Below are 14,833 nucleotides of genomic sequence, written 5' to 3'. Positions count from 1 at the left end.
GGTGGCGCGGCACCGTCAAGGGGCTCGCGGCCAAAAGTTCCATCGAAAAAGTCGAACCGACCCAATGCCTGTATTAGCGGGGCAATACGGGCCGTTTACTCGCACCAGTGCATCCTGTAGCGCGATGGGATGAATATGGGAGCCGTGACGTGAAGCTGGTACGGGGCACGTGGAAATTGCTGGTCGGCATCAAGGACGGCCTCGTGCTGCTCGCGATGCTGCTGTTCTTCGGGCTGCTGTTCGCAGCGCTCTCAGCGCGACCCAATGCCGCGGCGATCACCGACGGCGCGCTGGTCATCGACCTTGCCGGCTCGCTGGTCGAGCAGCCCGAGCAGAGCGACCCCTTTGCCAGCCTTGCCGGCGGCGAGGTTGTGCAGCAGCACCGGCTGCGCGACGTGGTACGCGCGCTCGATGCCGCGCGCACCGATGCCCGCGTCAAGGCCGTCGTCATCGACATGGACCGTTTTCTCGGGGGCTATCCCGCGGCGGTCAGCACCGTTGCCGATGCCGTCGGCCGCGTGCGCGCGGCGGGCAAGCCCGTGCTCGCCTTCGCCACGGCCTACACCGACGACAGCTATCTTATCGCGGCCAATGCCAGCGAGGTGTGGGTCGATCCGTTCGGCGGCGCGCTCTTTTCGGGCCCCGGCGGTACGCGGCTTTATTACAAGGGCCTGATCGACCGGCTGGGCGTCAACGCACACATCTACCGCGTCGGCACCTACAAGGCGGCTGTCGAGCCTTTCCTGCGCAACGACCAGTCACCCGAATCTGCCGAGGCCGATCGCGCGCTCTACGGCACGCTGCTCGCGCGCTGGCAGGAGGAAGTGGCGCGCGCGCGGCCCAAGGCGCAGGTGCGCGCGTTTCTTGCGCAGCCCGCGCAGATCGTGACGGCGGCGGGCGGCGACATCGCGCAGGCCAATCTGCGCGGCGGTCTCGTCGACAAGCTCGGCGATCGTACCGCCTTCGGCCAGCGTGTCGCCGAACTCGCAGGCGCCGAAGCCAACAAGCCCGCCGGCAGCTTCAAGACGATCACGATGAAGAACTGGCTGGCCGCGAACCCGCTGCCTACGAGCGGCGATGCGATCGGCATCCTGACCGTGGCGGGCGAGATCGTCGATGGCGAGGCCGGCCCCGGCACCGCGGCGGGCGATACGCTCTCCGACCTTCTCTACAAGGGGCTCGCCGAACAGGACCTGAAGGCGCTCGTCGTCCGCGTCGACTCGCCGGGTGGGTCGGTGCTGGCGTCAGAGAAGATCCGCCAGGCCATTCTCGCTGCCAAGGGACGCGGCATTCCTGTCGTCGTATCGATGGGGTCGCTCGCGGCGTCGGGCGGCTATTGGGTCTCGACGCCGGGCGACGTCATCTTCGCCGAGCCCGAGACGATCACCGGCTCGATCGGCGTGTTCGGCATCCTTCCCACCTTCGAGGGGACGCTCGAGAAGATCGGTGTCGGCGCCGATGGCGTGCGCACGACGCCGCTATCGGGGCAGCCCGATCTGTTCAGCGGCACCAATGCGGCGGTCGACACGATCCTTCAGAGCAATGTCGAGAACAATTATCGCCGCTTCCTAAGCGTCGTGTCGCAATCGCGGAAGATGCCCGTGGCGCGTGTCGATCAGGTCGCGCAGGGCCGCGTCTGGGCGGGCGGCACCGCGCGCCAGCTGGGGCTGGTCGATCGTTTCGGCGGCATCGAGGACGCGATCGCCGAGGCCGCGCGCCGCGCGCAGCTCGATCCGCAAACGGTGCGGCCGCTCTATCTGGAAAAGCCGCCAAGCTTCGCGGCGCGGGTCGCCGAGATGCTCGCAGCGTCGGAGAACGACGAATCGTCGGACACTGCCGGGCGCGACATCTTCGCGCGTCTCGCGGCCGAGCGGCGTGGACTGTTCGCGCAGGCGATTGGCGATGCGCGGCGTCTGGCGGCCGGTCCGGCTTTGCAGGCACGCTGCGTCGAGTGCCAGGCGTTCGGACCGGCGGCGGGCAGCGCCGCCGATGCCCGCATCGCGCGCTATCTGATCGAGCGCAGCCTGCCATGATCGCAATCCGTGCTGCCGAGCCGGGCGACGCCGCGGCTATAGCGGCGATCTATGCGCCCTTCGTCATGTCGGGCACCGTCAGCTTCGAGACCGACGCGCCCGATGCCCGCGCGATGCGCAGCCGCATGGCCGCGAGCGACGGGCAGTACCCGTGGCTCGTCGCGACCAACGGCGCCGACGAGGGCGGCGTGCTCGGCTATGCCTATGGCGGCCGCTTCCGCGATCGTCCGGCCTATGCATGGACCGTCGAGACGTCGATCTATCTGGCCGGTGACGCGCAGCGGCGCGGCGTCGGCCGGCTGCTGTACGAGGCGCTGCTCGACACGCTGCGCGCGCAGGGCTTCACGCAGGCGATCGGTGTCATCACGCTGCCCAACGACGCCTCGATCACGCTGCACGAGCAGGTCGGCTTCCGGCGCGCGGGGGTGTATCGCGAGATCGGCTTCAAGTTCGGTCGCTGGATCGACGTCGGCTTCTGGCAGCGCGAGCTCAACGACAGCGCGGTGCCGCCGCCTGCGGTGCGGCCGTTCAGCGCAGTGGGGGTCGTTCGGGATTGAACGATTGGGCTGCGTCGCTAGACAGGCCCCCATGCAAAACTGGACGATGACGATGGCGGCGGTTGCCGCAACGCTCGCGGCTGCGCCTGCCCACGCCGACGAGGACGTGCAGGGCTGGGGTGCCGCCGTGGCGCAGGGCGCGGTGCGAGGCGACCTGTATGTATGGCTCGAAGGCCAGTGGCGCGTGACCGACGACGTATCGCGCACCGGGCAGGTCATTCTGCGCCCCGCCGCCGGCATCCGCTTCGCACCCGATTCGACCGCGCTTGCCGGCTATGCCTTCATCCGCACCACGCCCGAGAACGGCGTGGCCTCGAACGAGCACCGGTTGTGGCAACAGGTGCAGGTGCCGCTGCTGCGCGACGCCGGCGGCCGGCCGCTGCTTATCAGCCGTACGCGCCTCGAGCAGCGGATGATCGAAGGTGCGGGAGAAACCGGTTGGCGGCTGCGCCAGTTCGTCCGCGGGCAGTTGCCGATCGCGCAGGGTGGCGCCGTACAGGCGATCGCGATCACCGAGGGTTTCTTCAACCTCAACGGCACCGATTGGGGCGCGCGCGCCGGGATCGACCAGTGGCGGACCTTCGTCGGCGTCGGGCTGCCGGTGGCGCGGCGGCTGCGCATCGAGCCAGGCTACCTCAACCAACGCGTGTTCCGCCGCGGCGAGGACCGCACCAATCACGTCCTCAATGCCACGCTGTTCTACGCGCTGTGACGCGCTAACGCTTGCCGCGATAGGCGGGCAGGCGGAGACGCAGCGCGATCGCCGCGGCGCGCAGCGCGAAGCCTGCCAGCGCGGCGATAGTGGCAGCGATGAAGCTCGGCATGTCGACCAGGCGCAGCACCACGAACAGCGCCGATGAAAGCGCGGCGGCGGTGACATAAAGTTCGGGCCGCATCAGGATCGATGGCTCGCCCGCCAGCACGTCGCGGATGATGCCGCCGACGCATGCCGTGACGATGCCCATCACGATCGCGACGAGCGGCGGAATGCCGTAGCCCAGCGCTTTCGCCGCGCCGAACACCGCATAGGCGGCCAGCCCCACGGCATCGAGCCAGTCGAGCCCGCGCCCCGCCCACCAGCGCTCGGGCGTGACCCAGATTACCAGCGCTGCGCCGAGGCAGATCGCCGCGATGGCGGGATCGTGCACCCAGAAGACCGGCGCATCGATCAGGAGGTCGCGCACCGTCCCGCCGCCCACGCCGGTGATGAGCGCGAAGAAGGCCGCGGTGACGAAGGTCTGCTGTGCACGCGCCGCCGCGATCGCACCCGAAGCGGCGAACATCGCGATGCCGAACCAGTCGAGCCACGGCAGCAGCGGACCGATCGCGAAGGGGGCGTCGGGTGTCATCGCCGCGCCTTTCGCCACGCGATCGAGCGTCGGTTGAGCGCGTGCAGGTCGACCTCGCCAGTGATCGCTCCTTCGGCCAGCGCCACCGCGCGCGCGAGCAGTGCAGCGTCGGCACGCGCATAGGCCGGCCGGCCTTCGACATGGTCGTACCAGCAGCCCCCGCACGCCGCATCGAGCAGGATGCGCTGGAAGCAGTGATCGGCCGTCACCGGCCAGCCACGCTCTTGGGCAAGGCCGGGCAGCGTGCGGCGCGTGAGGTCGAGCCATCGCGCCTCCATCGAAGCGCGATCGTCAGATATGGATCGGCTTGCCGCGCACGCCCATCGCCGCTTCCTTCAGCGCTTCCGAATGCGTCGGGTGTGCGTGGCAGGTATAGGCGATGTCCTCGCTCGTCGCGCCGAACTCCATCGCCTGCGTCGCCTGCGCGATCATCGTGCCGGCGACCGAGGTAATGATCCAGACGCCCAGCACGCGGTCGCTTTCGGCGTCGGAGATGATCTTCACGAAGCCGTCGGGCTCGTGATTGGTCTTGGCGCGGCTGTTGCCCGCCATCGGGAACTTGCCGACCTTGACCGCACCCTTCTCCTTGGCCGCTTCCTCGGTCAGGCCGACGCCGGCAATCTCGGGCAGCGTGTAGACGACGCTCGGAATGAGGTCGTGATTGACGATTCCGGTATGGCCGGCGATGTTCTCCGCCACCGCGATGCCCTCGTCCTCGGCCTTGTGCGCCAGCATTGGGCCGGGCACCACGTCGCCGATTGCCCAGATGCCGTCGACCTTGGTGGCGAAGTCGTGGTCGATCTCGATCTGGCCGCGCTGGTTGACCGTGAGGCCGGCCGCTTCGAGGTTCAGGCCATCGGTGTTCGGACGGCGACCGATCGCGACGAGCACATTGTCGGCTTCGATCGTCTCGGCCTCGCCACCCTTGGCCGGTTCGACGGTGACGCTGGCCTTGTTGCCGCTGACGGTGACGCCTGTCACCTTGGTGCCGGTGCGGAACTCGATGCCCTGCTTCTTGAACAGCTTGAGCGATTCCTTGCGGACGTCGCCGTCGAAGCCGGGGAGGATCTGGTCGAGATATTCGATCACCGTCACCTTGGCACCCAGGCGGCGCCAGATGCTGCCCATCTCGAGCCCGATGACACCGCCACCGATGACGACGAGATGGCCCGGCACGCGCGGCAGTTCGAGCGCACCGGTCGAATCGACGACGACCTTCTGGTCGACCTCGACGCCGGGCAGCGGCGTCACCGACGATCCGGTGGCGATGACGATGTCCTTGGCGGTTACGGTGCGCTCGCCCACCTGCACCGTCGTCGCGTCGACGAAGCTGGCGCGGCCCTTCAGCCACTCGACCTTGTTCTTCTTGAACAGGAACTCGATGCCGCCGGTCAGCCCCTTCACCGCATCGAGCCGCTGCGCGTGCATCGCTTCGAGATCGAGCTCGGGCGTGACCTTGATGCCCATCTTCGCCATCGCGCCGTTGGCGGCGGCGTCATAATATTCCGACGCGTGCAGCATCGCCTTCGAGGGGATGCAGCCGACATTGAGGCAGGTGCCGCCCAGTGTCTCGCGGGCTTCGGCGCACGCGACGCGCAGGCCCAGCTGCGCCGCGCGGATCGCCGCGACATAGCCGCCGGGGCCGGCACCGATCACCAGAACGTCGAAGTCGTATTCAGCCATTAGTCTGCTCCTGGTGAGGCGAGAGCCTCGAACGCAATGCGCGCTTCACTTCCCAGCCAAAGATAAGAACCAGCGCGCCTGTTACGATATAGGCTGCCAAAGGTCCGATCGCTTGAACCAACTCGCTCCACCAAAGCATCGCGGCGATGATCGCCAGAACCAAGCAAAGGTGGAATACACGAGCCATTACAGATCGATCAGCAGGCGCGTCGGGTCCTCGATCGCGTTCTTGAGCGCGACGAGGAACGTCACCGCCTCGCGGCCGTCGATCAGGCGGTGGTCGTAGCTGAGCGCCAGATACATCATCGGGCGCACCACGACCTGGCCGTCGCGCACCACGGGGCGGTCCTCGATACGGTGGAGGCCGAGCACCGCCGACTGCGGCGGGTTGATGATCGGCGTCGACATCAGCGAGCCGAATACGCCGCCGTTCGAGATGGTGAAGGTGCCGCCCTTCATCTCGTCCATCTTGAGCGTGCCGTCCTTGGCGCGCTTGCCGAAGTCGCCGATCGTCTTCTCGACCTCGGCGACCGACATCGCATCGGCGTTGCGGATCACCGGCACCACCAGGCCCTGCGGCGCCGATACCGCAACCGAGATGTCGGCATAATCGTGATAGACGATCTCGTCGCCGTCGATCTGCGCGTTGACCGAGGGGATGTCGCGCAGCGCCTGGCACGCGGCCTTCACGAAGAAGCCCATGAAGCCTAGCCGCACGCCGTGCTTCTTCTCGAACAGGTCCTTGTACTTGGTCCGGGCTTCGATGACCGCCGTCATGTCGACGTCATTGAAGGTGGTGAGGAGCGCCGCGGTATCCTGCGCTTCCTTCAGCCGCTTGGCGATGGTCTGGCGCAGGCGCGTCATGCGCACGCGCTCCTCGCCGCGATTGCCGGTGGGCGCGCTTGCAGCCTGCGCGGTAGGCGCGGGAGCGGCGGGTGGCGATGCCGGCGTGCTGGCCTTGTTCGACGCAGCGGCGACCACATCGTCCTTGGTGATGCGGCCGTCCTTGCCTGTGCCTTTGATGTTGGCGGGATCGACGCCGTGCTCGAGGATCGCGCGACGTACCGAAGGCGATAGTGCCGCTGCCTCGACATTCGACGACGGTTCCCCGGCGGGCGATGCCGGCGCCTGCTGCCCGGCTTCGGGCGGCGTAGGGGCAGGGGCGGGTGCCGCCTGCTGCGGCGCGGGTGCATCAGCCTTCGCCGCCGGCGCGCCGTCACCCGCCTCGATCGCGCCGATCACCGCGCCGACATTAACGGTATCGCCGACGTTTACGCCATGCGCGCCCATCACGCCGGCCGCCGGGGCAGGCACTTCGACCGATACCTTGTCGGTCTCGAGGCTCGCGACGGGCTCGTCGGCCTCGACGCGGTCGCCCGGCTGCTTGAGCCATTCGCCCAGCGTCGCTTCAGTGATCGATTCGCCCAGCGTGGGCACGAGGATTTCGGTGGCCATGGTTATTGGTCCTTTATGGATACGCGACGATCACGAGGCCGACTTGCCGGCAGTGCGATCATCCTCGGTCTTGCGCGCGCGGCGGATTTCCTCGCGCACGTTGTGGCCCAGCGCGTCGGCGATCAGTGCGCCCTGTTCGGCCTGGTGCCGCTTCATCAGGCCCGTGGCGGGCGAGGCCGACGCCGCGCGGCCGGCATAGCGTGCGCGCGAAACGGGCGCACCGGCGGCAGCGAGCGCTTCCTCGATCAGCGGCTCGACGAAGAACCACGCGCCGTTGTTCTTGGGTTCCTCCTGCGCCCAGACCACTTCCTCGAGCGCGGGCATCCGGCGCATGCGCACTGCCAGCGGCTCGCCAGGGAAGGGGTAGAGCTGCTCGATCCGGACGACCTGCGTATGGCGGTCGCCGACGGCGTCGCGCGCTTCGATGAGGTCATAGGCGACCTTGCCCGAGCACAGCACCAGCCGCTTCGTCTCGGCATCAGGTGCACCGTTGGTGTCCGAGAGGATGCGCATGAAATGCGTCGATCCCTGGAAGTCCGCCGCCTTCGAGGTCGCCAGCTTGTGGCGCAGCAGCGACTTGGGCGTGAAAACCACCAGCGGCTTGCGGAAGTTGCGGTGCATCTGCCGGCGCAGCAGGTGGAAATAATTGGCCGGCGTGGTGCAGTTCGCCACCTGCATATTGTCCTGCGCGCACAATTGCAGGAACCGCTCGACGCGCGCCGACGAATGCTCGGGGCCTTGCCCCTCATAGCCGTGCGGCAGCAGCATCACGAGGCCGTTGGCGCGCAGCCACTTGGCCTCACCACTCGCGATGAACTGGTCGATCATGATCTGCGCGCCGTTCATGAAGTCGCCGAACTGCGCTTCCCACAGCACCAGCGTCTTCGGATCGGCAAGCGCGAAGCCATATTCGAAGCCGAGCACGCCATATTCGGAGAGCGGGCTGTCGAGCACCTCGAAGCGGCCGTGGCGGATGTCGGCGAGCGGCACGTAGCGGCGCTCGTTCTCCTGGTCGACCCACACCGCATGGCGCTGGCTGAACGTGCCGCGCCCCGAATCCTGGCCTGACAGGCGCACGCCATAGCCTTCGGAGAGCAGCGAGCCGAACGCCAGCGCCTCGCCGGTCGCCCAGTCGAAACCCTCACCCGACTTGAACATCTGGCCCTTGGCGTCGAGCACACGGCCCAGTGTCTTGTGGATCGCGAGCCCCTCGGGAACGTCGGTGAGCGTGCGGCCGAGCGAATCGAACAGCTTGGGCTCGATCCCTGTCTCGACGCCGCGGCGCGCGGTCTCCTCGTCGGCGGGAACATGCAGACCCGACCAGCGGCCGGCGAACCAGTCGACCTTGTTGGGCTTGTAGCTTTTGGCCGCCTCGAACGATTCCTCGAGCTCGTCGGTGACCTTCTTCACATGACCGGTAACGAATTCGCCGTCGATCACCTTCTGGTCGCGCAGGCGCGTCGCATAGACTTCGCTCACCGGCGGATGCTGGCGGATCGCCTTGTACATCAGCGGCTGCGTGAAGCTCGGCTCGTCGCCTTCGTTGTGGCCAAAGCGGCGATAGCACCACATGTCGATCACGATATCGCGGCCGAACTTCTGGCGGAACTCGATCGCCATCTTGCACGCATAGGTGACGGCTTCGGGATCGTCGCCGTTAACGTGGAAGATCGGCGCCTGCACACCCTTGGCGACATCGCTGGGATAGGGCGACGAGCGCGCGAATTGCGGGCTGGTGGTGAAGCCGATCTGGTTGTTGATGACGAAGTGGATGCAGCCGCCGGTATTGTAGCCGCGTATGCCCGAGAAGCCGAGGCATTCCCACACGATGCCCTGGCCCGCAAACGCCGCGTCGCCGTGGATCAGCACCGGCAGCACCTTCTCATGCCGCTCGAGATCCGAATGGAAGGTCTGCTGCGCGCGCACCTTGCCGAGCACCACGGGGTTCACCGCCTCAAGATGGCTGGGGTTGGCGACCAGCGACATATGCACGCTGATCCCGTCGAACGCGCGATCGGTCGAGGTGCCGAGGTGATATTTCACGTCGCCCGATCCGCCGATCGCGTCGGGATTGGCCGATCCGCCGGCGAATTCGTGGAAGATGACGCGCGTCGGCTTCGCCATCACGTTGGCGAGCACATTCAACCGCCCGCGATGCGCCATGCCGTAGACGATCTCGCGCACGCCCATCGCGCCGCCATATTTGATGACGGCTTCGAGCGCCGGAATCATCGCTTCGCCGCCGTCGAGCCCGAACCGCTTGGTGCCGACATATTTGCGGCCCAGGAACTTCTCCCACTGCTCGGCCTCGATGACCTTCGAGAGGATGGCCTTCTTGCCCTCGGGCGTGAATTCGATCGCCTTGTCGCGGCCTTCCATGCGCTCCTGCAGGAAGCGGCGCTCCTCGACATCGGCGATGTGCATATATTCGAGGCCGACATTGCCGCAGTAGTTTCGGCGCAGGATGTCGACGAGCTCGCGGATCGTCGCTTGCTCGAGGCCGAGCGCGCCGCCCAGGAACACCGGCCGGTCGATCTCGCTGTCGTCGAAGCCGTGATACTCGGTCTTGAGATCCTCGGGCATCTCGCGCTGCGAAAGGCCGAGCGGATCGAGATTGGCGGCGAGGTGCCCGCGCACGCGATAGGTGCGGATGAGCATCATCGCGCGGATCGAATCATTGGCCGCGCGCTGGATGTCGGCGGTCGACGGGGCAGGGGCAGCCGGCTTCGGCGCCGGCGTGCCGCCCTTGGGCGCCCGCGGCGCGGGCTCCATCTGCGTAGGGTCGAGCGCGGCGGTCAGCGCGTCGGTGTCCTTGAGCGGCCAGTTGTCGCGCGCCCAGCTCGGGCCGGTGGCGGTGTTCTCGAGGCCTTCGAAGAAGGCGCGCCAGCCGGGCTCGATGCTCGCGGCATCGGCCTTGAAGCGCGCATACATCGCATCGACGAAGGCGGGGCTCACGCCGCCCGCGATGTCCGAGAAATCCTGACCTTCGTAACCCATGCCACACCTCGATCCCGGTCGTCCGGACAAGCAACGCGCCGCGCTTCGCGGCATGGCCGCCCGCGCATGGCGCGGGCAGCCGATCCGATCAGCCCTTCAGCACTTCCACCAGCGTCTCGCCGAGCAGGCTGGGGCTGGCCGAAACCTTGATGCCCGCTTCCTCCATCGCCGCGATCTTGCTCTCGGCATCGCCCTTGCCACCCGAGACGATCGCGCCGGCATGGCCCATGCGCCGGCCCGGAGGCGCGGTGCGGCCCGCGATGAAGCCCGCCATCGGCTTCTTGCGGCCGCGCTTGGCCTCGTCGATCAGGAACTGCGCGGCCTGCTCCTCGGCATCGCCACCGATCTCGCCGATCATGATGATGCTTTCGGTCGCATCGTCGGCCAGGAACAGCTCGAGCACGTCGATGAAGTTGGTGCCGTTCACCGGATCGCCGCCGATGCCGACCGCGGTGGTCTGGCCGAGCCCGGCATTGGTCGTCTGGAACACCGCTTCATAGGTGAGCGTGCCCGAGCGGCTGACGACGCCGACCGACCCTTTGGAGAAGATGCTGCCCGGCATGATGCCGATCTTGCATTCGCCCGGCGTCAGCACGCCGGGGCAGTTGGGGCCGATCAGCCGCGACTTCGAGCCCGACAGCGCGCGCTTGACCTTGACCATGTCGAGCACCGGAATGCCCTCGGTGATCGCGACGATCAGCGGCACTTCGGCATCGATCGCCTCGAGGATCGAATCGGCGGCGAAGGGCGGCGGCACATAGATGACGCTGGCGGTCGCCTGCGTCCGCTCGACGGCTTCGGCCACGGTATCGAACACCGGCAGGCCGATATGCGTCGATCCGCCCTTGCCCGGCGTGACGCCGCCGACCATCTGCGTGCCATAGGCAAGCGCCTGCTCGGTGTGGAAGGTGCCGGTGGCGCCCGTCATCCCCTGCACGATGACGCGCGTGTTGCTGTCGACGAGAATGCTCATGCCTAATCCTGTTCCTTGCCCATCTGGTCGGCCTTGAGCGCGATGCCCGCGACCTGCGTATTTGCCGTGACGGCATCGGTGCCGCGCACGAAGAAAAGTTCGACCGTCTCCTGCGCGGGCGAAAGGCCCGGCTCCCACACCGTCTGCACCATGCCGCCCCGCATGACGGTATCGATCGGTTCGCGGCCGAGCCACGCGCTCATCTCGCCAGGCGGCAGCGCCCGCGTCTCGCCGACATCGTACAACCGGCAGCCGACGACACGCGTTCCCTGAAGCGACACGCCGGTGAGCAGCAGGTGCAGCGCTTCGCCGTCGATCGTGCGTGTCAGCAGGCGCGTCGGCGCCATGCGGCCGCCTTCCTTGGCGAGCAGTTGCGTGGCGCTCGCCTCGCCCAGTGCGATCACGCGGCCGAGCGGCGTGGCGTCGCGATCCGAAACCGGCGCCCAGCCCGCCGCTGCGGCGCGCTTCGCCGCGCTTTCGACCGAGCCGAGCTCGCCGCATGCTGCGCGGAATGCGTCGAGCACCGCGCGCGCCGGGTAGGGCGCGGGCGGCGTCTGCGCGGTCGCGGCGCCGGTAAGCGCCAGCGCCAGCGTCAGGCCAGCGAAGGCTCGATGCCCTTGCATGCCGCAACCAGCTCCTTAACCGCATCGACCGACACGTCGAAATTGGCCTTCGCATCGTCGTTGAGCGCGATCTCGACCACCTTCTCGACGCCGTTGGCGCCGATGACGATCGGCACGCCGACATACAGGTCGTCGACGCCATATTGCCCGGTCAGATGCGCCGCGCAGGGCAGCAGGCGCTTCTTGTCCTTGAGATAGCTCTCGGCCATCGCGATCGCCGAGGTGGCGGGCGCGTAATAGGCGCTGCCAGTCTTGAGCAGCCCCACGATCTCGCCGCCGCCCGAGCGCGTGCGCTGGACGATCGCGTCGATGCGCTCCTGCGTCGACCAGCCCATCTTGATGAGGTCGGGAACGGGGATGCCCGCGACGGTCGAATATTCGATGACCGGCACCATCGTGTCGCCATGACCGCCGAGCACGAAGGCGGTGACGTCCTCGACCGAGACGCCGAACTCCTCGGCGAGGAAGTGGCGGAAGCGCGCGCTGTCGAGCACGCCGGCCATGCCGACGACCTTCTGATGCGGCAGACCCGAAAACTCGCGCAGTGCCCACACCATCGCATCGAGCGGATTGGTGATGCAGATGACGAACGCATCGGGCGCGTGCTGCGCGATACCTTCGCCCACGGCCTTCATCACGCCCAGATTGGTCTTGAGCAGATCGTCGCGGCTCATGCCTGGCTTGCGCGGAATGCCGGCGGTGACGATGCAAACGTCGGCGCCGGCGATGTCGGCATAGTCGTTGGTGCCCTTAAGGCTGGCATCGAAGCCCTCGACGGGGCCCGACTGCGCGAGGTCGAGCGCCTTGCCGGCGGGCATCCCCTCGGCCACGTCGAACAGCACGATGTCGCCGAGTTCCTTCGCGGCGGCGAGATGGGCGAGCGTGCCGCCGATCATGCCGGCGCCGATCAGCGCGATCTTCTTGCGGGCCATGGAACCTCCTGAACCGGGATAGGGAATGAAGCCGCGGCGCAGCCATGGCCGCGATTGCGGGAGCGCCTAGCCCGATTGCGCCTCGGGGGCAACCGGCAAAAGCCACTGCTTGTGACTATCTTTGCACTTGCGAACAATGTGCAATAAGGCCGTTCGGTGTTTCGCGCGAGTGGTGGTTGGCAAAAACATCCGGCTCAACGCTTTACCTGTCGGGTCGCTCACGCTTTATACCGCGCAATCCGCTCCTCCCGTCGCGAAAGTCACCTTGCATGTACCGTCGTACCGCGTTGATCGCCATGCTGCTCGCCGCCACCAGTGCCTCGGCACAGGTGCGCAACACGCAGGCGCAGCCCATCCCCGTCGAGCAAAACATCCCCGCACCGCGCGACGTGCCTTATCCCGGCGGCGTCATCCGGCTCGAGGTCGACGCGACCGATACCGCGCGCGGCATCTTCCGCGTCAAGCAGACCATCCCCGTCGCCGAGGCGGGCCGCATGACGCTGCTGATGCCCGAATGGCTGCCGGGCAAGCACGGCCCGCGCGGGGAGATCGAGAAGCTGGCCGGCCTCAGCATCAAGGCCGGCGGTCGCGAGCTGCGCTGGCTGCGCGATCCCGCCAATGTCTACGCCTTCCATGTCGACGTGCCGCAGGGCGTGCGCCAGCTCGACGTCGGCTTCCAGTTCCTGTCGGCGACCGCGCCCGATCAGGGTCGTATCGTCGTCACGCCCGACATGATGAATCTCCAGTTCGAGATGGTGAGCCTCTATCCGGCTGGATATTTCACGCGGCAGATCCCGATCGAGGCGAGCGTCACCTATCCCGCCGGCTGGACCGCGGTGTCGGGCCTGCCCGCCACGAAGCAGGGTGCGACGTACCGCTACCAGCGCACCGACTATGAGACGCTGCAGGACTCGCCGGTGTTCGCGGGTCGTCATTATCGCGAGTTCAAGCTGTCCGACCGCGTCGACCTCAACGTCTTCGCCGACACGCCCGAAGAATTGGCCGCTACGCCCGAGCAGATCGCAGCGCACCAGCGGCTCGTCGACCAGGCGGTCAAGCTGTTCGGCGCGCAGCATTACGACCGCTACGAGTTCCTGCTTGCGATCACCGACACAATGGGCGGCATCGGCCTCGAACATCATCGCAGTTCGGAGAACGGCGTACGGCCGGGCTATTTCACCGAGTGGGCCAAGGGGCCGGGCAGTCGCAACCTGCTGCCGCACGAGCTGGTGCACAGCTGGAACGGCAAGTACCGCCGCGGCGCCGATCTCTACACCGCCGATTTCGCCACGCCGATGCGCAACTCGATGCTGTGGGTCTATGAGGGGCAGACGCAGTTCTGGGGCTATGTGCTCCAGGCGCGTTCGGGCATCGTCGACAAGGCGACGACGCTCGACCAACTCGCTGGCATTGCCGCCTCGCTCGATGCGCGCACCGGCCGCGAATGGCGCCCGCTGATCGACACGACCAACGACCCGATCATCTCGGCGCGCCGCCCCAAGGGCTGGGTGAGCTGGCAGCGCAGCGAGGACTATTACAACGAAGGCCTGCTCGTCTGGCTTGAAGTCGACGCCAAGCTGCGCGAGCTTTCGGGCGGTCGCCGCTCGATGGACGATTTCGCGCGCGCGTTCTTCGGCGTCTACGACGGCGACTGGGGCGTGCTGACCTATGATTTCGACGATGTTGTCGAAACGCTCAACCGCATCCAGCCTTTCGACTGGGCCGCGCATCTGCGCAGCCGCGTATGGGAAGTGAACGAGCGTGCGCCGCTCGCGGGCTTCACCGCCAACGGCTATCGCCTTGTCTATACCGAGGAACCGGCGCCGCACGTCAAGGCGAACGAGGCGTCGGGCGCGCTCGACCTCACCTATTCGCTCGGACTGGTGGTCACGAGCGACGGCGAAGTGGCCGGCGTGCGCTGGAACGGTCCGGCCTTCGCCGAGCGCATCGACGTCGCCACGCGCATTGTCTCGGTCAACGGCGCCGAATATTCGCATACGCGGATGAAGGCCGCGATCACCGCCGCCAAGGGGGGCAGGGCGCCGGTGCGGCTGATGGTGCAGGAAGGCGAGACCTATCGCGAAGTCGCCATCGACTATCGCGAAGGGCTGCGCTATCCGCGCCTCGAAAAGATCGGCACCGGAGAGGGTGGCCTCGATCGTCTGCTGGCACCGCGCTGAAGCGCGGGCCGGCGGCGCCATATCCGCAGCGCGGCGCGGCCGCCTGCCTAC

The 14,833-nt window shown here is 67.4% G+C and carries 13 protein-coding genes; 4 read left to right on the top strand and 9 right to left on the bottom strand.

What is annotated here, in order from left to right:
- The first annotated feature begins 149 nt into the window (after positions 1 to 149).
- Genes sppA through FBR43_RS08860 form a run of 3 tightly spaced genes read left to right on the top strand, consistent with a single transcriptional unit; the run spans position 150 to position 3,302 of the window.
- The gene (gene sppA, locus FBR43_RS08870; RefSeq protein ID WP_136942814.1) at positions 150 to 2,033 is read left to right on the top strand and encodes a signal peptide peptidase SppA; all 1,884 of its coding nucleotides are present in this window, start codon (positions 150 to 152) and stop codon (positions 2,031 to 2,033) included.
- Positions 2,030 to 2,590: a GNAT family N-acetyltransferase gene (locus FBR43_RS08865; RefSeq protein ID WP_136942813.1), complete on the top strand. Its 561-nt coding sequence runs from the start codon at positions 2,030 to 2,032 to the stop codon at positions 2,588 to 2,590. Before sppA ends, FBR43_RS08865 begins: the two co-directional genes overlap by 4 nt.
- A gap of 31 nt (positions 2,591 to 2,621) precedes the next feature.
- Entirely contained in the window at positions 2,622 to 3,302 is a 681-nt protein-coding gene (locus FBR43_RS08860; protein ID WP_136942812.1) for a DUF2490 domain-containing protein, read from the top strand.
- Positions 3,303 to 3,306: 4 nt separating this feature from the next.
- On the opposite strand, the gene FBR43_RS08855 is transcribed toward FBR43_RS08860, so the two are convergent.
- The 9 genes from FBR43_RS08855 to mdh form a co-directional block, all read right to left on the bottom strand.
- Positions 3,307 to 3,939, bottom strand: coding sequence for a trimeric intracellular cation channel family protein (locus FBR43_RS08855; protein WP_136942811.1), 633 nt, complete (start codon positions 3,937 to 3,939; stop codon positions 3,307 to 3,309).
- Complete coding sequence (locus FBR43_RS08850; RefSeq protein WP_136942810.1) at positions 3,936 to 4,217, bottom strand: GCN5-related N-acetyltransferase; 282 nt, start codon at positions 4,215 to 4,217, stop codon at positions 3,936 to 3,938. Before FBR43_RS08850 ends, FBR43_RS08855 begins: the two co-directional genes overlap by 4 nt.
- Before the next feature lie 13 nt (positions 4,218 to 4,230).
- Complete coding sequence (gene lpdA / locus FBR43_RS08845; RefSeq protein WP_136942809.1) at positions 4,231 to 5,622, bottom strand: dihydrolipoyl dehydrogenase; 1,392 nt, start codon at positions 5,620 to 5,622, stop codon at positions 4,231 to 4,233.
- Positions 5,615 to 5,809 (bottom strand): hypothetical protein, encoded by a 195-nt coding sequence (locus tag FBR43_RS16165; protein ID WP_169542556.1) that lies wholly within the window; start codon positions 5,807 to 5,809, stop codon positions 5,615 to 5,617. Before FBR43_RS16165 ends, lpdA begins: the two co-directional genes overlap by 8 nt.
- Positions 5,809 to 7,077, bottom strand: coding sequence for a 2-oxoglutarate dehydrogenase complex dihydrolipoyllysine-residue succinyltransferase (gene odhB, locus FBR43_RS08840; RefSeq protein ID WP_136942808.1), 1,269 nt, complete (start codon positions 7,075 to 7,077; stop codon positions 5,809 to 5,811). Before odhB ends, FBR43_RS16165 begins: the two co-directional genes overlap by 1 nt.
- 30 nt (positions 7,078 to 7,107) lie before the next feature.
- Positions 7,108 to 10,074: a 2-oxoglutarate dehydrogenase E1 component gene (locus FBR43_RS08835; RefSeq protein ID WP_136942807.1), complete on the bottom strand. Its 2,967-nt coding sequence runs from the start codon at positions 10,072 to 10,074 to the stop codon at positions 7,108 to 7,110.
- Positions 10,075 to 10,162: 88 nt separating this feature from the next.
- Complete coding sequence (sucD, locus tag FBR43_RS08830; RefSeq protein WP_136942806.1) at positions 10,163 to 11,047, bottom strand: succinate--CoA ligase subunit alpha; 885 nt, start codon at positions 11,045 to 11,047, stop codon at positions 10,163 to 10,165.
- Positions 11,048 to 11,049: 2 nt separating this feature from the next.
- The gene (locus FBR43_RS08825) at positions 11,050 to 11,670 is read right to left on the bottom strand and encodes a hypothetical protein (RefSeq protein WP_136942805.1); all 621 of its coding nucleotides are present in this window, start codon (positions 11,668 to 11,670) and stop codon (positions 11,050 to 11,052) included.
- The gene (gene mdh / locus FBR43_RS08820) at positions 11,640 to 12,602 is read right to left on the bottom strand and encodes a malate dehydrogenase (protein WP_136942804.1); all 963 of its coding nucleotides are present in this window, start codon (positions 12,600 to 12,602) and stop codon (positions 11,640 to 11,642) included. Before mdh ends, FBR43_RS08825 begins: the two co-directional genes overlap by 31 nt.
- Before the next feature lie 269 nt (positions 12,603 to 12,871).
- Here mdh and FBR43_RS08815 point away from each other — a divergent pair, with 269 nt between their 5' ends.
- Positions 12,872 to 14,782: a M61 family metallopeptidase gene (locus FBR43_RS08815; protein ID WP_136942803.1), complete on the top strand. Its 1,911-nt coding sequence runs from the start codon at positions 12,872 to 12,874 to the stop codon at positions 14,780 to 14,782.
- Positions 14,783 to 14,833: the final 51 nt, after the last annotated feature.

This window comes from Sphingomonas baiyangensis (genome assembly GCF_005144715.1).
GTDB classification, from domain to species: Bacteria; Pseudomonadota; Alphaproteobacteria; order Sphingomonadales; family Sphingomonadaceae; genus Sphingomonas; species Sphingomonas baiyangensis.
The sequence above is the reverse complement of the archived record's forward strand: the minus strand, read 5'-3'. Positions and strand labels throughout refer to the sequence as shown.